Raw genomic sequence first — 23,745 nt, forward strand, 5'->3', positions numbered from 1 at the left:
GTAAATACCGGATACGGCCTACCGCCCTATACACAGGCAACCTGGCGTGATCCTTTTTATTGTGGTTTGCGTGCTTGCCCCCCTGGCGCACGTAAAACGGGACGGCGCATCCGCCTTTTGCAAGGCCATGACAACGCACAGAAGATGTTTCGGTTCGGTTACAAATGAAAATGATAATAACACTTATTATCATTTTCATGAATATAGAACAACCTGTTCATACTGTAAATTTGCCTGACGGGGAAGGCTCTATACCGAAAAGCGCTGTTGAGGATGCTGTAACAAAAACAACAATCGACAACTAGCTCCCATATTCGCGATCAATCACTTATATTTAAATTGAGGGCTGCCTGAATGCCACAGCGGCGGCAGTGTCCTCGATTAACCTGAGGGAGCCATCCATTTTATGCATTTTAAACAAAGCACTGTGGGTCTGTTATTGGCGGGAACCGGTTTGTTGGCGGCGGGCAACGCACTGGCCGCCACGGATACTCTGGTCTATTGCACCGTGGCCTCACCGGAATCATTCAACCCGCAGCTTTCCAGCTCTGGGACCACCTTTATCGCGACGTCGCAGGTGTTGTACAACCGCCTGCTGACATTGCGTGAAAGCGATAAAACCCCGGCGCCCTCACTGGCGACCGAGTGGACCATCAGCCCGGATGGCAAAACCTACACCTTTACGCTGCGTAAAGGCGTGAAATTCAACAGCAACAAGTTCTTCACCCCCACGCGTGACTTCAACGCCGAGGACGTCGTGTTCACCGTGATGCGTCAAAAAGACCCCAATAATCCGTATCACAAGGTATCCGGCGGCAACTACGAGTACTTTACCGACACCGGGCTGGACACGCTGATCACCAAGGTAGAGGCAGTGGATAACGACCACGTGCGCTTTACGCTGAGCCAGCCTAACGCCGCGTTCCTGGCTGACTGGACAATGGATTTTGCGTCGATCCTTTCCGCCGAATATGCCGACGCCATGCTGAAAAAAGGCACGCCGGAAAATGTCGATAACTGGCCTATCGGCACCGGTCCCTTCGCACTGCAACAGTACAAACAGGACTCACTGATCCGCTACATCGCCAATCCCCATTACTGGCAGGGCGAAGTGGCCAGCAAGCACCTGATTTTTTCCATTACACCCAACCCGGAAACCCGGCTGGCCAAGCTGAAAACCAACGAGTGCCAGATCATCCCTGCTCCGCTGGCGGAGCAATTTGACGCCATCAAGAGCGACAAAAACCTGCAGTTGAACAGTATCGACGGCCTGAACGTCGGCTATCTGGCGTTCAATACCCAGAAGAAGCCGTTTGATAACGTGCTGGTGCGCCAGGCGCTGAGCTACGCGGTAGACAAAAAGGCGATTGTGGCTGCGGTATTTAAAGACAGCGGCACACCGGCCTATTCGATATTGCCGCCGGGCATGCTGGGCTATAACGACAAACTGCCTGAATACGCTTACAACCCGGAAAAAGCCCGTGAACTGCTGAAGCAGGCCGGTTTGGAGAAAGGGTTTGAGACCGACATCTGGTCGATGCCGGTGGCGCGACCTTACAACCCTAATTCACGGCGAATTGCCCAGATGATCCAAAACGACTGGGCGAAAGTGGGTGTGAAAGCCAAAATCGTCACCTGGGAGTGGGGCCAGTACCTGGCCGGGCTGCGCAAAGGAGAACAACAGAGCGCCCTGTACGGCTGGATGTCGGATAACGGCGATCCGGATAACTTCGCTACCCTGCTCAACTGCGCTGGCGTGCAAACCGGTGCCAACGCGGCCCGCTGGTGCGACAGCAGCTATGACAAACTGATCCAGCAGGCGATTCAGGTCAGCGTCCCTGCCGAACGCGCCAAGCTTTATCAGCAAGCGCAGGTGATTTTTGCCCAACAGGCTCCGCTGCTGCCACTGGCTAACGGCAAGGTGTTCTACGCCACCCGCAGCAACGTTAGCGGTTATGTGGTTGACGTTAACGGCAGTGACTTTGCCAAAGCCAAGGTCAACTGAGTGTGACTGCCGCGCCGGATGAAATTCGCATCCGGCGCTTTCCTCGCCTGTAACATTTCGTTACTCTCAGCAGCTAGACGATTTAACATCAAAAGGTAACCCGGTGCAGAACTCTTATATGCCAATGCAGATCCGCCTGCACTGGTTGGTGGCGATCCTGCTGGTCGTGACCTGCACAACGATTGAGCTGAGAGGTTTTACCCTGCCAGGCACCCCGTTATGGTACGTGCTGGTCGTGACCCACTTCAGTTGCGGCGTAACGGTCTTTGTCTTGATGATCGCCCGTCTGTTCCTGCGCTGGCGCCACACCAGCCCCGCTATTGCCCCTAAACCGGCAAAATGGCAAACCGGCGCGGCTCATTTGGTGCATAGCCTGATTTACCTCTTACTGCTGACACTGCCGGTTCTGGGTGTCTATTCCCGCTATCTGGGCGGCAAAGAGTGGTTTCTATTCGGTTTGCCAATGCCCTTTGCCGACGTTGCCGACCGCCCGCAGGCGCGGGCTATCATCGGCTGGCACAAGACGCTCGCCTCTTTTGGCTACTGGCTGATTGGGCTGCATGCCGCCGCTGCGCTGTTCCATCACTACATCGTGAAGGACAACGCGCTGGTGCGGATGCTGCCGTGGTTAAATAAGCGCTAACATCAAATGTTAATAAACCGCCCTGCGGCTGATAGACCCTTGGTTAAAGGGCTGTTTATTACAGAGCGCCTATTCCAGGTAAGAAAATAATCAAAGCAATAATGACCACATGCATACATATCAATTGAAATAATAAATAACCTCATTAATTAGAGGAAGGCCTGATTGCAAGCTAACAGGGCTGACAAATTTACCGTAGATAAATATAACCCTTTGTAAGAAAATGAGTTATATCAACCCACCTACTCAACCTTGAATTCAAGATAAAAAATTCTTATATGTCGAGTTGTATCTATTCCAGATTTTGACTAAGGTTATTCATACAACGAATATGCCAGCCAACTGGCCAACAACGTTAAAATAACATTCATTTTATACAGCTTAAAAACGCCAGTTAATTTTCGGGTTAACTCGTCATTTCTCATATTTATATGAGACGACAGAGTGCTGCCTATGACTTTATTAATTAGATCCCACCGACTACACACACAGGAAAGTTAATAAGGCTTTCCATTCATAAAAAGTCAGGAGAAAAGTAATGAAAGTAATGACTGGCATTATTCTACCGACAGTTGCCGCCATCACTATGGTTGGTATGGCACAGGCAGCAGACAGCAAACAACCGGTGACCGGCAAAGAGACGGTCACCCTGGAACACGTGCATGCCGTACAAGAAAATGGCAGCCCTGCACCCAAGCACGATGCCGCCTGTATGAAAGAGCTTTCGATGCCCACATCCAAGTATGTCGGCATGAAAGTCACCAGCGAATACACCGTTAACCCCAGCTCTATGATGATGTCCGCAAAATCTATGCTGCCGTCCCCAATGGCCACGCAACCGATGGAGTTGACGATTGATTTATCGGCACTGGGTCTGGAAGGGGTTTATGCGTTTGGTGCCTTTAAACCCAGCGCTTTACCGCAGGACTATGTTTATTTCACCATCGGCAAAGATTTTAAAAACCCCGTCAGCACCTTTATGATTATTAATAAAGGCAAAGAATATAACTGCGTTATTTCCAGCTCAAACAAAGCGATGAGTAAAGAAGAACGCAAGCACCTTATGGTTAAGAAATAGCGTGGGATATTGATGGGTAATAATGGGGGCGTGGGTGGTGTTTACTGTCCAGCCCCCATGCTTAATAAGACGATAACGTCCGCAGGTACCGGCTTCGTTTATTCATCATAATTAATTCCTCTAGTTAACTGATTGCTTAATAATCCTTTTCTGAGATAATTGCAGATATTCTGCTTTGGGATATCACTCGCGAAAAACGCCATGACTTCAGTTTATTCAACCGAGTATCAATTAGTTATAAAAATACTTCGGGATGCTCGTATAGAAAAAGGCATCACTCAGGCTAAATTGGCCGAGGCGCTGGGCCGCCCGCAGTCCTTTATCGCCAAGGTTGAGAACGGCGAACGCAAGCTGGATGTGGTGGAGTTTGCTCTTATCGCCAGGCTGCTTGGGGTGGATGCTGGAGCGGTTATGGAACGGATTGGTGGGCGGGTTAAATGATTGGAATATAAATATAAAATTCGTTTTAGAATGTCATTACTCTAACCATAAAAATCGCATCTCAGAAAACCATCACCAAGCAAATTATATTATTAACAAGAAATTTGCACATCGAGTAAAAATAAGATAACAGCATGAGATAATTAAAAAACCATTAAAGCCATATACTTTATTTAGTGATGAAACAGCTTTGAAAATTACGTAAAACATAAGAAAAACGACACTCATTAACAACCAATGAAAATATAAAAACCAAAAACACATTACAAAGAATTTTCACTTCACCCACAAAAATTTAAATTTCACGATATCTTATAGATTTCATAATTAAAATCTAATTTCTTGCTTTTTTTAAAATATATATTAAAATCAATATGTTTTTAAAAGGAGCACTTATGTTGACTAATATTTCCATAAAGAATTTTAAATCATTTTCTGGCACTCAATCCCTAGACTTAGCTCCAATAACACTTATCTTCGGACCAAATTCCTCTGGGAAAAGCACGATTATACAATCGCTGCTAGGTATGAAACAAACGCTGTCAACTCCACAAAAACAAGCCGGGTTCATAGCTAATGGGTCATGTTTAGACCTAAATTCATTTGTATCTTTAATTCACGGTCATGACGTTGGAAAAGAGATTGAGCTTTCATTTTCATTTACATACAATTTAAGCGCTCAGGAATACCAAGATATCTTCTCGGAAAGGCAATTTCTTGCATCATCTGATATTAGAAAAGTAGGATTCACGTATGCTCACAAAGAAAAAAGTGAAGATGACATCTCATCATGCTTTCTAAAGGAGTTCAAATATGAAATTTCAAATAGCTCAGACAAAGAAAACAAATTAAAATTAAATATTATAAAAGGGGATAAGAACTTCACATCAGAACTAAGTGAGAATTACTATGGTGATAGTGCGACTATAAGATCACTTTCTTCATTCATATTAAAAAGGATAGAGAGAATTTCTGATGATAACTCTAGCATTCTAAATAAAATGATTATTAAATCAATTAATAAAAATATTTTTAAAGTCAATAAAAACGTCTCCATTCCAATGACATTACATGGTGAAACGTTCTCTGATTTCACTAATAATTATCTTGGAATACTATCTAATGAGGTATCTCATGAATTTAACAGCATAAAATATTTAGGGCCATTAAGAACCACACCAAAGAGATTTTATTTATCCGGAAAGGATAATGCAGTGAAAATGAAAGGAGAAAGTAATCTAGGCGGCGAACTCTATGAATCCGGGAGTGAAGTTGTTAAAGAAATAAACAAATGGATGAAATCATTTGAAATACCTTATGAATTATCCGTGAAAAATTTCGGTAGTGAAATAAGCGGCGATATAATATCAATAGTATTAAAAGATGAACGAAACGATACACTAGTCACACCAATGGATGTTGGGTTTGGAATAGGGCAGGTCCTCCCAATAATTACAGATGCCATCATATCCAGAAATAATACATTATGCGTTGAGCAACCAGAAATACATTTGCACCCGAGATTACAAGCCCATTTAGCAGATCTTTTTATTGACTCTGTATTAGCCGAAAACAAAAACAAGAATGGGGCACAAAAGACAAAGAATCAATGGATAATAGAAACCCATAGCGAATCCTTAATCCTGAGAATGCAAAGAAGAATTAGAGAGAAAAAAATAAACAAAGAACTTGTAAAGGTATATTATGTGACGGCTGAAAATGAAGGTTCTAAGATAATTAACTTACCTTTAGATGATGATGGTGATTTTACCGCTCATTGGCCACATGGATTTTTTGATGAAAGAGTCAGCGAGATCTTTGGAGGGTAACATGTTAACTGAGTTTCATTTCGATGAAGATTTCTTAGCAGCTAATGATCTCAACGGCAAAAACTCCAACATGGTGAACAATATGCTGTTAGATTTTTGGTTAGAAAGAGGTTGTTTATTATATCCATTCTCAGAATTAAAAAACTACCAAGAATGGGAAGATACAATACCCGCAAAGTATTCCAAAAAATGGGTTACAGCTTTAACTCATGCTAGAACATATGATATCAGTAAATTATATAAAAAAACGGTATCCTTTGAAAATATTAATCAACTTGAATCTCTATATAAACCTACAGGGCTAGAGCTTATTCTAGTACCAAATGAATTTACTTCACTTGGTTTACTTGATGAAAACGATAGTATAGTTTTTGAAAGTTTAGAAATTTCAAAAATAAATGGCTTGCTAAAAAGTAACTCTTACTCAAAAAGTATAACACTATGCAATCAAGGTATAAAGGTTGGCGATGAAATAGAAAAAATATGGATGTTGCAATTTCAAAAAACAGCCAAGTATTCAAAGGTAATAACTATAATTGATCGCTATTTTGGCGCAAATCTCTCTGAAGATATTGGTAGACATAAAAGAGAGGTGGCGCTTGACCGATTCGTAAAGTTGTTAAGCCGGGAGGGTCGTAAATTCAACATTACAATTTGTACAGTTGGTGGAGAGCGTGATTCTGAACTGTACAATGAAATAACCAATTACTTAAGAAAAAAAATTGCTTCGAATATTCAATTTAAAAATACAATATCAAATATTACAATATTTTCGTGTGATGACAAAAATTTTCAGAAGTTTGGTCACGATAGATTTATATGCTTTGATAATATAGTATATGAAATAGGAAAAGGATTTGATATTTTCAGAGATCTACCATTATTCTCTTCAACATTATCGATAAAAAGTAGCTCTCACTCTAACTTCAAATATTCTTTAGGTGAGTTATTATCTCGGCGTCTATGGACTGAAGAGTTTTAGTTTAAAATTAAAAATTTCCGCTTGGAATAAATAACTATTTTAATTTATGAAAGCAATTAAATTAACTATCGGAGTAAAACATAATCATAGAAAAAAACATACCGTTACTAGGGGCGCAACATGCTGCGCCCCTACATTAAACCTAAACACCGAACCTAACGTTAACTGCGAACCTAACGTTAACTGCGAACCAAATCGTCGCCATAACCGATCCACTTATAGGTGGTCAGTGCGTCCAGGCCCATTGGGCCGCGGGCATGCAGTTTCTGGGTGCTGACGGCCACTTCTGCGCCCAGGCCAAACTGGCCGCCGTCGGTGAAGCGGGTGCTGGCGTTGACGTATACCGCGCTAGAGTCCACTGCGCGCACAAAGTGCTCGGCGCTGCTCAGTGAGCGGGTGAGGATCGCGTCGGAGTGGCTGGTGCCGTGGGTACGGATATGGTCGATGGCCTGATCGATGTCATCCACCAGCGCCACGTTCAGGTCCAGCGACAGCCATTCGTCGTCATAATCCTCCGCCGCTACCGCCACCACCGTTGCCGGGCCGTCTTGCAACAGCGGCATCGCGTTCTCTGCGGCATGCAGAGTGACGCCAACTGCAGCCATTCGGGTGCTCAGCGCAGGCAGGAACTCGGCAGCGATATTACGGTTCACCAGCAACGTCTCCAGCGAGTTACAGGCGCTTGGACGTTGGATTTTGGCATTCTCGATGACCGTCAATGCCTTGTCGAAATCAACGCTGTCGTCAACGTAGGTGTGGCAAACACCGATACCGCCGGTGATCACCGGAATGGTCGACTGTTCACGGCACAGCTTGTGCAAGCCAGCACCACCGCGTGGGATCAGCATATCGACGTAACGATCCAGACGCAGCAGCTCATTCACCAGTGCGCGATCCGGGCTTTCAATCGCCTGCACCGCTGCAGCCGGCAGGCCGCACTGTTCCAGCGCCTGCTGGATCACTTTCACTGTCGCCTGGTTGGTGTGGTGCGTTTCTTTGCCGCCACGCAGGATCACTGCATTCCCGGTTTTCAGGCACAGGCTGGCGACGTCGATGGTGACGTTCGGCCGCGCTTCATAAATCACGCCAATCACGCCGAGCGGCACGCGGCGACGCTCCAGCTTCAGCCCGCTGTCCAGCAGGCTGCCGTCCAATACGTGGCCGACCGGGTCGTTCAAACGGCACACCTGGCGCACGTCGTTGGCGATCGCTGCCAGCCGCGCCGGGGTCAGCAACAGGCGATCGAGCAGCGCTTCGGTCATCCCGCTGGCGCGTGCCTGTGCCATGTCCTGTTCATTAGCCTGTAAAATCACTTCGCTTTCGGCTTCCAGTCTGTCGGCGATCACCGACAACACCTGATTTTTCTTTGCCGTGCTCAGCACCGCCAGTTGCCAGGAAGCCTGTTTGGCGGCCTTCCCCATTTGCTCTAGCATGCTCACTCCTTAACTGACTATCATATCGTCGCGGTGCACTGCCACCGGGCCGTATTCATAACCGAGAATTTCGCTGATTTCCTGTGAGTGATGCCCGGCAATCATGCGCATCGCGTCGCTGTTGTAGCGGCTGACGCCGTGCGCCAGATCGCGCCCCGCCAGGTTGCGAATGCGGATCACTTCACCACGGGAGAAATCGCCTTTAACTTCGCGGATGCCCTTCGGCAGCAACGAACTGCCACGCGCCATAATGGCGTCGACGGCACCGTCGTCTACGGTGATCTCGCCGGCCGGTGGTGCACCAAAGATCCAACGTTTGCGGTTTTCCAGCGGGGTTTCCAGCGCATGGAAACGCGTGCCCACCGGTTTGCCTTCAATCACGTCGCCCACGACGCCTGGCTTGCTGCCGGCGGCGATGATCACGTCGATACCGGCGCGGCAGGCCACGTCAGCGGCTTGCAGTTTGGTCCCCATACCGCCGGTACCCAGGCCGGAAACGCTGTCGCCAGCGATGGCGCGCAGTGCGTCGTCGATGCCGTGCACTTCACGGATGAGCTCCGCCTGCGGGTTGTTACGTGGGTCTGCGGTGTATAACCCCTGCTGATCGGTCAGCAACAACAGCTTATCGGCCCCGGCTAGGATCGCCGCCAATGCCGACAGATTATCGTTGTCGCCCACCTTGATTTCTGCGGTCGCGACCGCGTCATTCTCATTGATTACCGGCACGATACGGTTGTCCAGCAGCGCCGTCATGGTGTCGCGTGCGTTGAGGAAGCGTTCACGGTCTTCCAGATCGGCACGCGTCAGCAGCATCTGCCCGACGTGGATACCGTAAATGGAAAACAGTTGTTCCCACAGTTGGATCAACCGGCTCTGCCCAACCGCCGCCAGCAGCTGCTTGGAGGCGATGGTGGCGGGGAGTTCGGGGTAACCCAAATGCTCGCGCCCGGCGGCAATCGCGCCGGAAGTCACGATAACGATGCGGTGACCCGCTGCATGCTGTTGTGCGCACTGGCGTACCAGTTCGACAATATGGGCACGGTTAAGACGCAGCGAACCGCCGGTCAACACGCTGGTGCCCAATTTCACAACCAGTGTCTGGCTGCCGTTCATAGTGTTTCTGCCGTATAAGATGAGAAGAATAATACTAGGGACTTTGTAACAGGAGAGACGCGTTATGCCAACAGGCACAACGCGAAATCAGCAGAATACTTGTGGTCAAACGGGGTCAGGCGGAAAGTTTAATCAGTTTTTCTTTGAAATCAGCGGCGGGCTCTAACGTCAGTTCCATTGTGTTCAGCAGTTCGCCCAGGCGGCGGTGGAAATCACGCAGGGTAGTTTCCAGCTTGGTTTTGACTTCAGTATCTTTAATCTTTTCCGGCGTCCAATGCCCTTCTTTATCAAACAGGCCGAACTGATAGGCGTAGGTGAAGCGCGTATCTTCAGCATGCAGTTCGATCCACCAGCCCCAGAACTCGCGTTTCTCTGGTGCGGGCTTAACATTGACGCAAACGGCTAAACAATCAAAGAAAAAACGGTCGTTCTCACACTGCCCTTCACGCAGATACGGCCCCAAGCTGGCGAAACGTTTCATTAGTCGGCTTTTAGGGTGACCACTCGGTAACGTCATTCTTTAACCTCCTCAATGTAGACCACTCTTTTTAACAAATTGTTAAAATTTAGCAACTATTTAACGCATTTTATCTTTCATCCAATGTGTCATCTGTAGCAATGCCTTGTGGAAACTGCTGTAGACAGGCGCGCGCGGTATGGCGATCAGCTTGCCGTCCATAGAAGACGACGCGATCAGTTGCGCTTCCTCTTTCGGGCTGAGGGGATCTTGATCCCAGTAACCGGCCAACATCGGCGTCGGACAGCGGCGGCCCAACAATCCCTGGGTTTTCAGCGAATAACTGTTCAGCTCAATCTTCAACACGTTATCCGACGCGTTGGCCATGCCCATGCGGCTGGCCAGCACGTCCATATACATATCCGGCACGTGTCGCTGCGTGTTGATGTCGCACAACAAGCGGTGCACCACCGGCCCCAGACAAGCCACACCCCGCAGCCGCTGCGGCTCCAGGTAGGCAAGACGGACGGCGACGTTGGCGCCGAAACGGAAGCCAAACGCCGTCACCCGCTGATGATCAACCCACGGCACCGAGGCCAGTTGAGTGAGCACCTGCTGGTGCAGGAAGCTGGAATCTTGCGTGAGTTTCCACTTATAAGAAGAACCGATAGAAGGCATATCAATGGTCAGCATGGCAATGCCATGCGGTGCCAGATAGTCGCGGAAAAAGCGGTGATAATCGGTCTGTAACGTGTCCAAACTGCCGCACATCAGTACCGTTGGGAACGGCGCTTCGCCTTTCTCTGGCATATGCAGGAACCCGGTGATACTGCTGCCGCCCTCAATGCGGAACTCCAGCTCTTTCAACTGGTACGGCAGTAACAGCGCGGCCTCTTCGTAGGCCCGACAGGACAGCGCTTCAGCCTGTTCGGCCAGCTCATCCCCTTTCAGATGCGGGTAACCGGCGATGCTGTAAAAATTGGCGGCGTTCAGCCAGTGCTGCCCACCGATCAGGGGATCTTGCTGTTCCAGCGCGCTCTGCTGCCAGCGCATGCCCTGGTGTACCCACTCGTAGATCCAGTTGCCGTTACGGTAACCGACCACGGTATCGAGCCACTTGTCGTTGGTGTGTTCCACATCTGCGACCGCAATGCGCGCCAGCACTTCGTTGATCTCGATCGGATCGACACCGCGCCAGGTCCACAGCAGGGGGTTAAGCATGCGATACCAGTTACTGACGGTATTGCCTTCTAGCGTGGAATGCAGCTCTGCACTGACTTTGTTGCGCGCACGCATGACCAGTGTCGAGGTCTCTGGGTGCTTAAATGAGGGTTTAAACAGGATTTCAGAAAGGTTGGCCTGTGCCATGGTAACAACAGCCTCCGTAAATCTGGCCGTAGGCCGCAAACAGCCTACTAATTAACTCGAGGTAGTGTACCGAACTCTGGCGCGATATACCCGTCATACTTGAAGCGACATCTGTGTCGGCCCCGCTCGCTTGCTGCCTTGATGCACACCCCATGGCCCAGTGGCGAATATCAGAAACAAAAACGCCCGGCGGAGCCGGGCGTTTTCACGAATCAGTGTGGCGAACTTAACGGCCGCCGATCGGTGGCACAAAGGTCACCGCCATGTCCCATGGCTGTTCGATCCAGGTGTCTTGCGGGATATCAACCACATAGTCATCCACCAGCGGGCGACCCGCCGGCTTGGCGAAGATGGTGACGAAATGCGCTTTCGGGTACATATCACGGATCGCTTTCGCGGTGCCGCCGGTATCCACCAGATCGTCGATCACGATAAAGCCTTCGCCGTCGCCTTCCGCACGCTTGAGCACTTTCATTTCGCGTTGGTTGTCATGGTCATAGCTGGAAATGCAGACGGTATCCACGTGGCGAATACCCAACTCACGGGCCAGTAAGGCTGCCGGCACCAAGCCGCCGCGGCTTACGGCAATAATGCCTGTCCATTGGTCAGCAGGCAGCAGGCGGTGAGCCAGTTTGCGCGCTTGCATTTGCAGCATATCCCAGGTAACAACGTATTTTTCGCTCATAGAATGGTGTCCCAGCCAGCAGTGGTGCGGCTTACTCAGTAATCAGGGGAAAAAAGGTTGCGCGAGATTATAAAGACTGGGCGCACCAAATACCAGTTGAACCGTGGAATTCATAAGTAATTCGTCTGGTGATTGATGCTGAAGAAATGAGCAACGACGCGTCAAACGAGTGTGATCAAGCGCTTAAACAGCGCAATACGGTACGGGCACCGCCCGGAATAAAGTGATATTCTCTGGAGATCGTGCCAAAGCCGCACAGATGCCCCTAACCCTAACCGAGCGGCATTCCCGCCTTGCCGAGAATGCTGTTACAGGAGACTTATAGTGTCTGAATTGTCTCAACTTTCACCACAGCCGCTGTGGGATATTTTTGCCAAAATCTGCTCTATTCCGCATCCTTCTTATCATGAAGAAGCGCTGGCACAGCACATCCTCGAGTGGGCGAAAGAGAAACACCTGCACGCCGAACGTGACCATGTAGGCAACATTCTGCTGCGTAAACCTGCCACCAAAGGCATGGAAAACCGCAAGCCCGTCGCCCTGCAGGCGCACCTGGATATGGTGCCACAGAAGAATAACGACACGGTGCACGACTTCACCAAGGATCCGATTCAGCCGTACATTGACGGCGAGTGGATTAAAGCACGCGGTACCACGCTGGGCGCCGACAACGGTATCGGTATGGCTTCTGCCCTGGCAGTGCTGGCCGACGACAGCGTTGAGCACGGCCCGCTGGAAGTGCTGCTGACCATGACCGAAGAAGCCGGTATGGACGGCGCGTTCGGGCTGCAAGCTAACTGGCTGCAAGCGGATATCCTGATCAACACCGACTCCGAAGAAGAAGGCGAGATCTACATGGGTTGCGCCGGTGGTATTGATTTCATCACCACCCTGCCACTGCAGCGCGAAGCCGTACCTGCCGGTTATCAGACCCTGAAGCTGACGATCAAGGGCCTGAAAGGCGGTCACTCCGGTGCCGATATCCACGTGGGTCTGGGCAACGCCAACAAACTGCTGGCACGCTTCCTGTTTGATCATACCGCTGAGTTGAACCTGCGCCTGCTGGATCTGAACGGCGGTACCCTGCGCAATGCTATCCCGCGTGAAGCCTCTGCAGTGGTTGCCGTACCGGCCGAAAAAGCCGATGCCTTGAAAGCGCTGACCCAGGCGTTTCTGGCAACCTTGCAAAACGAACTGGCCGCGAAAGAGAAAAACATTACCGTGCTGTTGGAGCCAACCACCAGTGCATCTCAGGCAATGACCGCCGACTGCCAACAGCGTTTCGTCGCGCTGCTTAATGGCACGCCAAACGGCGTGATCCGCATGAGCGACGCGGTCAAAGGCGTGGTAGAAACCTCATTGAACGTGGGCGTGGTCACCACCAACGACAGCGAAGCAGAAATCATCTGCCTGATCCGTTCACTGATCGACAGTGGCAAAGATTATGTGGTGGGTATGCTGACCGCTCTGGGCCAATTGGCTAACGCCAAAGTGGCACCAAAAGGGGGCTACCCGGGCTGGCAGCCAGATGCTGACTCACCGGTCATGCACCTGGTGCGTGAGATCTACCAGGATCTGTTTAACAAGACGCCAAACATCATGGTGATCCACGCCGGTCTGGAATGCGGCCTGTTCAAAAAGCCGTATCCAAATATGGATATGGTATCAATTGGGCCAACCATTACCGGGCCACACTCGCCGGATGAACAAGTGCATATCGAAAGCGTGGGCCTGTACTGGAAGCTGCTGACCGCACTGTTGAAGGCTATCCCGGAGCGCGCGTAATCTGCCGGGTTCGGCACGCTGAACCCCAAAAATGACCGAGCCGTTTACATAAAGGCGCAATCTTGCATTGCGCCTTTATTATTCCCACGGCAGCAACAGCTGACGCTCCAGTTGCGGGTCCAACAGCGTCACGTGCAAGCCGACCAGCCGCACCCCACGCCCTTCACGCCGCTCGCGCCATACCTGCCGTGCCACGCTGATCAAGTCGTCTTTATTGAGTACAGGCCAGACGTGTTCCTGCGTCGTTTGCTGGAAATCCTGAAACTTCAGCTTCACCCCTTGGCGGGCAATGTGCAGATCCGGTTTCACTTTACGCAACCGCGTCTCCAGCTCGGGATAGAGCTTATCGACGATCAAGGTTTCACACTCCTCCCAGTCATGGATATCTTCCGCCAGCGTACGCTCAACCCCCACCGACTTACGCAGCCGTTCTGGCGAAACCTCACGCAGATCTATCCCCTGGCAGCGCTCCCACAGCACACGGCCAAACTTGCCGAAGCGCTTTAACAGAGCAGCAAGATCGTACTGTTGCACATCTGCGCAGGTGATCAGCCCCACCTCTTCCAACCGTTTTGCGGTCACCTTCCCCACGCCGGGGATTTTGCTCAGCGGCAGTTGCTGTAAAAATGCCGGCACCTGTGCCGGCGTGATGACGTATTGGCCATTCGGCTTATTGAGCTCTGAAGCAATCTTGGCGAGGAACTTGATGGGGGCAATACCGGCAGACGCGGTGAGGTTCAGCTCATCGGAAATAGCCTGACGGATTTGCTGGGCGATCAGCGTCGCCGAACCGTTGCACTGGGTGCAGTCGGTCACATCCAGATAGGCTTCATCCAGGGATAACGGTTCAATCAGCGGGGTGTAGCGCGCAAATATTTCGCGGATGTGTTGCGAGGCTTCTTTATAGGCAGCCATACGGCCTGGCAGCAGTTTAAGATGCGGGCAAAGCTTGAGTGCCATCGCTGTCGACATCGCGCTGTGCACACCATAACGACGCGCAGGATAATTGGCGGTACTGATCACCCCGCGCCGATCGGCACTGCCGCCGATTGCCAGCGGAATCTCACGTAAACTGGGATCGTCGCGCATTTCTACCGCTGCGAAGAAGCAGTCCATATCGACATGAATGATTTTACGCATTGCGCCTCCAATAACACTGTATAAGTATACAGGCGATAATAGAAAGCTCAAGCCTCGGTTCAGTTCGAAGAAAACAGGGTTTCAACCAATTATCTTCGACTTGTTAAAAAAGCGTAATTTTTCAATAGTACGCTGTGAAAATTAATCCCCCCAGTGACTGACAACCATAACGCCTCGCACAGGATGGTGCCCTACATGAAAACATTATCTGTCTATTTGTTGGCTTCTGCTTTATCTCTGATATCCATTGCCGCTCAGGCCGCCCCTGCCATTATTGCGCACCGGGGTGGAACCGCCGACGCGCCTGAAAACACCCGCGTCGCTATAGAAACGGCACTGAAAAACGGCGCAGACGCCATTTGGATCACCTTACAGGAATCCAAAGACGGCGCGATCGTGCTGTATCGCCCTTCTGATCTGAAAGCGCTGACCAACGAACAGGGATTGGTTTCCGCCTTTACCGCCGCGCAGTTGGCAAAAGTCGATGCCGGTTGGTCATTCACCCAAGGCGAGGCACACCCGTTCCGCGGAAAAGGCATTGGCATTCCAAGATTGGATGAGATTCTGGCGGCGTTCCCCAAGGTCAACTTCTATCTGGATATCAAGTCGCCGGACGCAGACCCTGTTCAATTCGGCAAAGCCCTGTTGGCGACATTGGAGAAAACCAACAGCCTGGACCGCACCCGCGTGTATTCCACCGATGCCAACTATCTGCAGGCGCTACCGACAGCCATCAAACGTTTTGAGACGCGCGATGAAACCCGCGACCTACTGGCAAATATCAGCCTGTCACATCAGTGCGAGCTGAAACCCGATAATCAGCAACCGCGCTGGTACGGGTTGGAACTGAAGCGAGAAGTGGAAGTCGTGGAGAAATTTACGCTGGGTGAAGGGCGTTCCAAGGCGTTTTTGACCTGGGATAAAGAGTCGATCGACTGCTTCCGTTCGCAAGGGCCTGCACACATTATTCTGTTCGGCATTAATTCACCGGCGGAATACCAGCAGGCGCTGGCGTTGGGTGTAGACGGCGTGATGGTCAACTCACCGGCCGAGGCAAAAAGCTTTCGCCAAGCCAAATAACAGATAGCGAAAGGGGCGCTGCATGCGCCCCTTGTATTCAAATAATCCGGTGCTTGTCCAACTGCTTCTGACGCATCGCCTCTTTCTCCAGACGCTTCTTGCGTGCATCGCAAGGTTCAGGGCAATCACACACTTTATCCATCCCCAGCGCGGTAATCCCCCCACAGCTGCCTTGCAGGCTTTTGCGTTTGAACACGTAGCCCAATGACATCCCGCCGACAATCAGCAGAAACAACACGAAGCTGGCGATAAATACGGTCAACATAGCGACCTCACGAGTTATTGTTCAAATAGGGTTTAAACGCATCGGAGTAGCGCTCTTCAAAGCCGGTCGCGGTTTTCACAATCATAAACACCGGGATCCCCATCAGGTTCGCCAGCGCCATGCCGCGTTCCGGCCCCAAAACGTTCAGCCCGGTCGACAAACCATCGGCAGCCATACAGGTAGGGCTTAACACCGTGACCGACACTAAATGGTGATGGATCGGCCGGCCGGTGATGGGATCTATCGTATGCGAATAGCGCACGCCGCCCTGCTCGAAGTAGTTGCGATAATCGCCCGAAGTGGCGATCGACATCTCACCCGGTTGGATCACCAGTTGCGCTTTCTGCTCCATGCCAGCGGTTGGTCGCTCAATGGCAATACGCCATGGTTTTTTCTCGCCGTTATGGCCACGGGTACGCACCTCGCCGCCAATATCCACCATGTAGTTTTTAACCTGCTGCGATTGCAGATATTGGGCAATCACATCCACACCATAGCCTTTCGCGATCGAAGAGAGATCCACATATAGCTCTGGAATGCGCTTAACCAACGCATTGCCCTGCACCGACAGCTTGTCGATCCCCGTCCAGGCGCGACGTTGTTCCAGCGCCGCAGCACTCGGTACCTTTTCCGGTCGCCCTTCTGGCCCGAACCCCCACAGATTGACCAACGGCCCGACGGTCACGTCCAGCGCGCCATCGGTGACGCGGTTAATCCGTAGCGCTTCCAGCACCACTTCGGTCGTCGCGGCAGAGACCGGGAAAGGCTTATCCACGACGCGGCTGGCATTGAAGCGGCTCAGTTCGGAATTCGGCCGGTAGGTAGACATTTGATCGTTGACCAACTCTAACCGCTTGTCGATCTCCGCCTGTATTTTAGCGGCAGACGGCGTGTCGTCGCCGGTAACATAGCGGATCGAATAAGACGTCCCCATGGTTTTACCGTCGAGATTCACCTGCTCCGGCCCGCAGCCTGTCAATAACAGGGTGGCGCTCAGCGCCACCGTCGTTATTAACCCCTTCATTGCCCATCCACGCATTTAGCCACCAAAGTCATCGAGCATGATATTTTCGTCTTCGACACCCAGATCTTTCAACATCTTGATCACCGCAGCGTTCATCATTGGCGGACCGCACATATAGAACTCGCAGTCTTCCGGCGCAGGGTGATTCCGCAGATAGTTTTCCAACAGAACATTATGGATAAAGCCGGTGTAACCCGTCCAGTTATCCTCCGGCTGCGGATCGGAAAGTGCCACGTGCCAGGTGAAGTTCTCGTTCTCTTCCTGCAACCGATTGAAATCGTCCTCATAGAACATTTCACGCAGTGAACGCGCACCGTACCAGAAGGTAATTTTGCGCTTCGACTTCAGACGATTGAGCTGGTCAAAGATATGCGAACGCATCGGTGCCATACCCGCACCGCCACCGATGAAGATCATTTCAGCGTCGGTGTCCTTGGCGAAAAACTCGCCGAACGGCCCGGAAATGGTCACCTTGTCACCGGCCTTCAACGACCAAATGTAGGAAGACATGATGCCCGGTGGCACGTCCGGATCGCGCGGTGGTGGCGTGGCGATACGCACGTTGAGCATGATGATGCCCTTTTCGTCTGGATAGTTCGCCATCGAGTAGGCACGCACGGTGGTTTCATTCACCACCGAACGGTAGCGGAACAGGTTGAACTTGTCCCAGTCGCCACGGTACTCGTCCGGTACGTCAAAATCGGCGTAGCTGATGTCGTGTGCCGGCGCTTCAATCTGGATAAACCCACCTGCGCGGAACGGCACGTCTTCACCGTCAGGAATTTTCAGCTTCAGCTCTTTGATAAAGGTGGCTTTGTTATCATTGGAGATAACCTCGCACTCCCATTTCTTCACGCCGAAGATCTCTTCCGGTAACTCGATTTTCAGGTTCTGCTTCACATTCACCTGACAGGCCAATCGACAGCCTTCTTTCGCTTCACGCTTGTTGATGTGTGACAGCTCGGTCGGCAGGATATCGCCGCCGCCCTCTTTGATCACGACACGACACTGGCCGCAAGATCCCCCGCCGCCACAAGCGGACGAAACGAAGATCCCCTGGCTGGAGAGCATATTCAGCAGCTTGTCACCCGCCGGAGCGGTAAAGCTTTTGTCCAGATCGCCGTTAACTTCCACCGCGATGTCACCGGTGTTCACCAGTTTTGATTTGGCGAACAGGATGAGCAGCACCAGCACCATGACGATGCCGGTAAACATCGCGACGCCTAAAATAATTTCCATATCTTCTTCCCGCCTTTACAACTGAACACCGGAGAAGGACATAAAGCCCAACGCCATCAGCCCGGTGGTGATAAAGGTAATGCCCAGACCGCGTAACCCAGCGGGGACATTGGCATACTTGAGTTTTTCGCGGATACCCGCCATCGCGACAATCGCCAACATCCAGCCAGTGCCGGAGCCGAAGCCGTACACGACCGATTCGGCAAAGTTGTAGTCACGTTGCACCATAAAGGAAACGCCACCGAAAATGGCGCAGTTCACTGTGATCAATGGCAGGAAAATACCGAGTGCGTTGTACAGCGACGGGAAGAAGCGATCGAGGATCATCTCCAAAATCTGTACCAGCGCTGCAATGACGCCGATAAAGGTAATGAAGTTAAGGAAGCTCAGATCAACACCTTCCACCAGCGCGCCGTCACGCAGGATCAGGTTGTAGACCAGGTTGTTCACCGGTACGGAGATCCCGAGAACCAAGGTCACCGCGATGCCCAAACCAAAAGCGGTCGATACCTTCTTCGACACGGCCAGGAAGGTACACATCCCCAGGAAGAACGCCAACGCCATGTTCTCAACGAACACTGCGCGTACAAACAGGCTGATATAATGTTCCATCGGCCATTACTCCTTTTCGATCTGCGCTGGTTTCAGGGTGCGAAGCGCCCAAATCAGCAGGCCGATGATAAAGAACGCGCTCGGTGCCAGCAGGAACAGGCCGTTTGGCTGATACCAGCCGCCGTTCTGCACCGTTTCCAGCACGGGAATGCCAAACAACTTGCCAGACCCGAACAGCTCACGCAGGAAACCGACCAACACCAGGATCACGCCGTAGCCCAGCCCGTTGCCGATACCGTCCATGAAACTCTCGATGGGCGGCGACTTCATGGCATAGGCCTCGGCGCGCCCCATCACGATACAGTTAGTGATGATCAAGCCGACAAACACCGACAGCTGCTTGGAGATCTCGAACGCATAGGCACGCAACAGCTGATCGACCACAATGACCAATGACGCGATAATCGCCATCTGCACGATGATGCGCACGCTGTTTGGAATATGGTGGCGGATCAGTGAAATAAAGAAGCTGGAGAACGCCGTTACCAGCGTCACTGCAATGGTCATCACCACGGCCGTCTCCAGCTTGGTGGTCACGGCCAACGCAGAACAGACCCCAAGCACCTGCAGGGCGATCGGGTTGTTGTCGAACAACGGCCCCAAAAGGACCCGTTTAATCTCTTTGGAATCAGCCATTTTTCAGCGCTCCCTCACGAACTTTTTTCAGGAACGGGCCAAAGCCGTGCTCGCCCAACCAGAAGTCAAAAGTATGCTGCACACCGTTGGAAGTCAGCGTGGCGCCGGACAAGCCGTCCACCCCGTGTTCATCCCCCTGACGCGCCCCGCCTTTCACTACGCGGATCGCCGGCTGCCCGTTGTCATCAAACAGCTTTTTACCGATCCACTGCTGACGCCAGCTGGCATTCTCAACCTCACCACCCAGCCCCGGAGTTTCCCCTTGCTGGTAGTAAGTGATCCCTTTCACCGTGTTACCGTCGTTATCCAACGCAACAAAGGCGTACATCATCGACCACAGGCCAGTGCCATAGACAGGCAGGACAATTTTGTTCACCGCACCGCTATCGTCACGCACCAGGTAAATCTCTGCCTGGTTGCTGCGGCGTTTGATACCTGCCGGATCCTGAGCTGCCGGCAGTGCCGCGCTTTTACTGTCGTCACGCAATGCCGCAGCCAAATCGAACGCAGCCGCCTTGCCCGTCACAAACTCACCGCTGTTTAAATCCAGCAAACGTGGTTCGATACGTTGTGTGAACAACGCTTTAACCTGCTCACCTTCCATCTTCGGTTGCAGCAAGCCTGCCACGTCAAGGATATTGCGCTGTTTGTCGAGCAACTTCTGTTCCTGCTGTTTGGACTTCAGGCCGACAGCGGAACCCGCCACCACCACAGAACACACCAGGCACAGCAGCAGTACCACCAGCAGCGTTTTACCGATGCTGTCGTTTTTAGATTCATTCGCCACGGGCTTTTCTCCGCTTGATGTTGGCCTGCACCACCAGATAATCGAACAGCGGCGCGAACAGGTTGGCGAACAGAATCGCCAGCATCATGCCTTCCGGGTAGGCTGGATTGACAACCCTAATCAGCACGCACATCACGCCAATCAGAATGCCGTACCACCATTTGCCTTTGTTGGTAAACGAGGCAGAAACCGGGTCGGTGGCCATAAAGATCATGCCGAAAGCAAAACCGCCCAACACCAGATGCCAGTACCACGGCATGGCAAACAGCGGGTTGGTGGTAGAACCGATGGAATTGAACAAGAAGGCCGTCGCCATCATGCCCAGCATCACGCCGGCGACAATGCGCCAGGACGCCACGCGACCAAACAGAATTATTGCGCCACCAAGCAGGATCATCAGCGTAGAAACTTCACCAACTGAACCGGGGATGTTACCGAGGAAAGCATCCATCCAACTGATAGACTGGCCAGTCGCCACGTTGCTCAGGCTATGCGCCCCACCCACGCTCCACTGCGCGAGCGGCGTTGCGCCGGAGAAGCCGTCAGCAGAGGTCCACACCAGATCACCAGAAATCTGTGCCGGGTAAGCGAAGAACAGGAACGCACGCCCTGCTAACGCCGGGTTAAGGAAGTTACGCCCGGTGCCGCCAAATATCTCTTTCGCGACCACCACACCAAAGGTAATACCCAGTGCGGCCTGCCATAAAGGCAGCGTTGGTGGCACGATCAGCGCAAACAGAATCGAAGTGACGAAGAAACCTTCGTTAATCTCATGCTTGCGAATGATGGCAAACAGCACTTCCCAAAAGCCGCCGACCAGAAACACCACGGCATAGATCGGCAGGAAGTAACAGGCGCCCAGCACCATTTTACTGATCCAGCCGGCATCCGCCGCCAGGGACGCCCCCAGCCATTGTGCAAGCCGGTAGTGCCAATCGCCCGCCAGCACCTGTTGCAGCTGATCGCCGCTGTAAAGGTGGTGCAGGGCCGGGATGGCCTGTTGACCGACGTTGTACATACCCCAGAACATCGCAGGGAATACCGCCAGCCACACCAGGATCATCATACGTTTCAGATCGATGGCATCGCGCACGTGTGAAGCGCCGCGCGTTACCAGACCTGGGGTGTAAAACACCGTCGTCGTCGCTTCAAATAGCGGGTACCACTTCTCCAGCTTGCCGCCCGGAGTGAAGTGATGCTCTATCTTGTCAAAAAAATTCTTCAGGCCCATCGGTTATCCTTCCTGCTCAATCTTGGTCAGCACGTCGCGCAGCACCGGAGCGTATTCATACTTGCCGGGGCAAACGAAGGTGCATAGCGCCAGATCTTCTTCGTCCAGTTCCAGACACCCCAACGCCTGTGCACTGTCGCTGTCACCCGCCAACAGATCACGCAGCAGCAGCGTCGGCAGGATATCCAGTGGCATGACGCGCTCATAGTTACCGATCGGCACCATTGCACGCTCACCGCCGTGGGTGGTGGTCGAGAAGGCAAACAGTTTGTTCTTCAGGAAGTGGCCCAGCGTGGTGCGGGTGATGGAAAACTTATCCGGCGACGGTGCGATCCAACCGAATAACTCTTTATCGCGCCCTTCCTGCAGTACAGAAACCAGCGAGTGGAAACGGCCAAGGTAGGCGTTCGGCCCGGCGACATGCGTCCCGCTCAACACTGAGCCAGAAATCACGCGGTTTTCACCGGCTTTCAAACGGCCTGCTGTCAGTTCATCGAGGCTGGCGCCCAGACGGGTACGCAGCAGCACGGGGTTTTCCACCTGCGGTCCAGCCAACGCAACTACTCGACGAGTATCGAGCATGCCCGTGGTGAACAACGTGCCAATGGCAATCACGTCCTGGTAGCCGATATGCCAGACGGTCTTTTTCAAACTGACCGGTTCGAGGAAATGAATATGAGTCCCCACTAGCCCCGCAGGGTGCGGGCCGGCGAACTCGTTATAGGTGACCTGCGCATCGGGCTGTTTACCCAGGTTCGCGCCGGCAGCGTGACAAACATGCACCTTGCCGTCGGTCATACGCGCCAATACCGCCAGCCCAGCGTTGAACGCCGCTAGCTGCTCGGCAATGATCACCTGCGGATCGGCAGCCAGCGGCTGGCTATCCATTGCGGTGACGAAAATTGCACGTGGGGTGGTACCGGGAGCCGGTGTTTTACTGAACGGCCGGGTGCGCAGCGCGGTCCATAAACCGCTGGCGAGCAGTTCGCTTTCGACCTGTTCACGCGGCAGCATGGCCAGCTCAGCTACGGGGTAATGAGCAAACGCCAGTTGATCATCACCGCCGTTCTCAACAGCGATCACAACCGACTGCAATACGCGCCGCTCACCACGGTTGATGGCCACAATACGGCCACTGGCGGGCGCGGTGAAGAAAACCCCGGGGGTCTTTTTATCTTCGAACAGCGCCTGACCTTTCTTCACGGTATCGCCTTCCTGCACCAGCATGGACGGGCGCATTCCGACGTACTCTTCCCCAAGCAGGGCGACATGCTGAATTATTGGGCCGTCCTGAATCGCCTGAATCGGTGCTCCGGCAATGGGCAGATCTAACCCTTTTCTGATTTTAATCATAGGATTTATACGATGTTGGTTAGTTTCACACGTCTTACCGGCCCCAGAGGCTGGTGCTGACGATGCCTGGATGATGAGGCTGCATCAACAGCCTCTGGGTTGGGCGCAACGGCATCACGCTCAACATGAAATCTTGCGCACTGACAAAATGGGATCACGTACATTCCGTTGATTAACTCCTGCACCCATTTTTTGGCGCGATAAAAACGCTGTTAATATTTTGCTGCCGCCGAATGTCCACATACTAGACAGGGTGATGACATCAACACCTCTGCTCCGCGACCCTAACAGCAGGTTTATTCGAGACGGAATATTAACATTTTCCACAACATTTTTCTGCGTTGGGCAGTGACCTGAGTCAAGCAAACGCAATTAAATTTTGGCCCTTTTACATCACTAATCGTTAAAATCTGCCTGTCGATTCACTTTTATCGAAGTTTGTAGTTTTTTTATACATATCGCATATTGCTAAAATAGAACACACTGGTAATCTGACGGTGTTTTAAGACCGTAAAACAATAATCAGTGGCATGTTGGCCATGAACATTGAGCCAGCAGA

22 protein-coding genes are annotated in these 23,745 nt (G+C 51.8%); 8 read left to right on the forward strand and 14 right to left on the reverse strand.

Going from position 1 to position 23,745, the window contains the following annotated elements; genetic code table 11:
• Positions 1-406 precede the first annotated feature (406 nt).
• The 6 genes from JOE25_RS15925 (at position 407) to JOE25_RS15950 (ending at position 6,978) form a co-directional block, all read left to right on the forward strand.
• Positions 407-2,005 (forward strand): ABC transporter substrate-binding protein, encoded by a 1,599-nt coding sequence (locus JOE25_RS15925; protein ID WP_209636734.1) that lies wholly within the window; start codon positions 407-409, stop codon positions 2,003-2,005.
• A gap of 118 nt (positions 2,006-2,123) precedes the next feature.
• Entirely contained in the window at positions 2,124-2,648 is a 525-nt protein-coding gene (gene cybB, locus JOE25_RS15930) for a cytochrome b561 (protein ID WP_209636924.1), read from the forward strand.
• 538 nt (positions 2,649-3,186) lie between these two features.
• Complete coding sequence (locus JOE25_RS15935; protein ID WP_209636736.1) at positions 3,187-3,726, forward strand: hypothetical protein; 540 nt, start codon at positions 3,187-3,189, stop codon at positions 3,724-3,726.
• Between the two features lie 201 nt (positions 3,727-3,927).
• Positions 3,928-4,167 carry a helix-turn-helix transcriptional regulator gene (locus JOE25_RS15940; RefSeq protein WP_209636738.1) on the forward strand — a complete coding sequence of 80 codons (240 nt, stop codon included), beginning with the start codon at positions 3,928-3,930 and terminating at the stop codon, positions 4,165-4,167.
• Between the two features lie 395 nt (positions 4,168-4,562).
• On the forward strand, positions 4,563-5,996 hold the full coding sequence (locus JOE25_RS15945) for a DUF3696 domain-containing protein (protein ID WP_209636740.1): 1,434 nt from the start codon (positions 4,563-4,565) through the stop codon (positions 5,994-5,996).
• A 1-nt stretch (position 5,997) separates the two neighbouring features.
• Positions 5,998-6,978 carry a hypothetical protein gene (locus JOE25_RS15950; protein ID WP_209636742.1) on the forward strand — a complete coding sequence of 327 codons (981 nt, stop codon included), beginning with the start codon at positions 5,998-6,000 and terminating at the stop codon, positions 6,976-6,978.
• Between the two features lie 179 nt (positions 6,979-7,157).
• On the opposite strand, the gene proA is transcribed toward JOE25_RS15950, so the two are convergent.
• The 5 genes from proA to gpt all read right to left on the reverse strand — a co-directional run bounded on the left by proA (position 7,158) and on the right by gpt (position 12,034).
• Entirely contained in the window at positions 7,158-8,411 is a 1,254-nt protein-coding gene (gene proA / locus JOE25_RS15955) for a glutamate-5-semialdehyde dehydrogenase (protein ID WP_209636743.1), read from the reverse strand.
• Positions 8,412-8,420: 9 nt separating this feature from the next.
• Positions 8,421-9,524: a glutamate 5-kinase gene (gene proB, locus JOE25_RS15960; protein WP_182824943.1), complete on the reverse strand. Its 1,104-nt coding sequence runs from the start codon at positions 9,522-9,524 to the stop codon at positions 8,421-8,423.
• A 115-nt stretch (positions 9,525-9,639) separates the two neighbouring features.
• A complete protein-coding gene (gene crl / locus JOE25_RS15965; RefSeq protein WP_209636745.1) occupies positions 9,640-10,041 on the reverse strand; it encodes a sigma factor-binding protein Crl in 402 nt (133 codons plus the stop codon).
• A gap of 60 nt (positions 10,042-10,101) precedes the next feature.
• Positions 10,102-11,349, reverse strand: a complete 1,248-nt coding sequence (gene frsA, locus JOE25_RS15970) for an esterase FrsA (protein WP_209636748.1) — start codon at positions 11,347-11,349, stop codon at positions 10,102-10,104.
• Positions 11,350-11,575: 226 nt separating this feature from the next.
• A complete protein-coding gene (gene gpt / locus JOE25_RS15975; protein ID WP_209636750.1) occupies positions 11,576-12,034 on the reverse strand; it encodes a xanthine phosphoribosyltransferase in 459 nt (152 codons plus the stop codon).
• 324 nt (positions 12,035-12,358) lie between these two features.
• Here gpt and pepD point away from each other — a divergent pair, with 324 nt between their 5' ends.
• Positions 12,359-13,819: a beta-Ala-His dipeptidase gene (pepD, locus tag JOE25_RS15980; protein ID WP_209636752.1), complete on the forward strand. Its 1,461-nt coding sequence runs from the start codon at positions 12,359-12,361 to the stop codon at positions 13,817-13,819.
• A 78-nt stretch (positions 13,820-13,897) separates the two neighbouring features.
• Here pepD and dinB read toward each other — a convergent pair whose 3' ends face one another.
• Positions 13,898-14,959, reverse strand: a complete 1,062-nt coding sequence (gene dinB, locus JOE25_RS15985; protein WP_209636759.1) for a DNA polymerase IV — start codon at positions 14,957-14,959, stop codon at positions 13,898-13,900.
• Positions 14,960-15,154: 195 nt separating this feature from the next.
• Between dinB and JOE25_RS15990 the strand changes: the two genes are divergently transcribed.
• Positions 15,155-16,039, forward strand: a complete 885-nt coding sequence (locus tag JOE25_RS15990; RefSeq protein WP_209636761.1) for a glycerophosphodiester phosphodiesterase family protein — start codon at positions 15,155-15,157, stop codon at positions 16,037-16,039.
• A 37-nt stretch (positions 16,040-16,076) separates the two neighbouring features.
• On the opposite strand, the gene nqrM is transcribed toward JOE25_RS15990, so the two are convergent.
• Genes nqrM through JOE25_RS16030 form a run of 8 tightly spaced genes read right to left on the reverse strand, consistent with a single transcriptional unit; the run spans position 16,077 to position 23,186 of the window.
• On the reverse strand, positions 16,077-16,304 hold the full coding sequence (nqrM, locus tag JOE25_RS15995) for a (Na+)-NQR maturation NqrM (RefSeq protein ID WP_209636763.1): 228 nt from the start codon (positions 16,302-16,304) through the stop codon (positions 16,077-16,079).
• Between the two features lie 7 nt (positions 16,305-16,311).
• Positions 16,312-17,343: an FAD:protein FMN transferase gene (locus JOE25_RS16000; protein ID WP_209636765.1), complete on the reverse strand. Its 1,032-nt coding sequence runs from the start codon at positions 17,341-17,343 to the stop codon at positions 16,312-16,314.
• Complete coding sequence (gene nqrF / locus JOE25_RS16005; RefSeq protein ID WP_037423058.1) at positions 17,344-18,567, reverse strand: NADH:ubiquinone reductase (Na(+)-transporting) subunit F; 1,224 nt, start codon at positions 18,565-18,567, stop codon at positions 17,344-17,346.
• 15 nt (positions 18,568-18,582) lie between these two features.
• Positions 18,583-19,179, reverse strand: coding sequence for an NADH:ubiquinone reductase (Na(+)-transporting) subunit E (gene nqrE / locus JOE25_RS16010; protein WP_012005400.1), 597 nt, complete (start codon positions 19,177-19,179; stop codon positions 18,583-18,585).
• Positions 19,180-19,185: 6 nt separating this feature from the next.
• Positions 19,186-19,815, reverse strand: coding sequence for an NADH:ubiquinone reductase (Na(+)-transporting) subunit D (locus tag JOE25_RS16015; RefSeq protein WP_020825369.1), 630 nt, complete (start codon positions 19,813-19,815; stop codon positions 19,186-19,188).
• Complete coding sequence (locus tag JOE25_RS16020) at positions 19,808-20,602, reverse strand: Na(+)-translocating NADH-quinone reductase subunit C (protein WP_209636767.1); 795 nt, start codon at positions 20,600-20,602, stop codon at positions 19,808-19,810. Before JOE25_RS16020 ends, JOE25_RS16015 begins: the two co-directional genes overlap by 8 nt.
• The gene (locus JOE25_RS16025) at positions 20,592-21,833 is read right to left on the reverse strand and encodes an NADH:ubiquinone reductase (Na(+)-transporting) subunit B (protein ID WP_209636769.1); all 1,242 of its coding nucleotides are present in this window, start codon (positions 21,831-21,833) and stop codon (positions 20,592-20,594) included. The genes JOE25_RS16020 and JOE25_RS16025 overlap by 11 nt, the downstream gene beginning before the upstream one ends.
• Before the next feature lie 3 nt (positions 21,834-21,836).
• Positions 21,837-23,186, reverse strand: coding sequence for a Na(+)-translocating NADH-quinone reductase subunit A (locus tag JOE25_RS16030; RefSeq protein ID WP_209636771.1), 1,350 nt, complete (start codon positions 23,184-23,186; stop codon positions 21,837-21,839).
• Positions 23,187-23,745 lie beyond the last annotated feature (559 nt).

The sequence above is a fragment of the Serratia sp. PL17 genome (assembly GCF_017832355.1).
Classification (GTDB): Bacteria; Pseudomonadota; Gammaproteobacteria; order Enterobacterales; family Enterobacteriaceae; genus Serratia.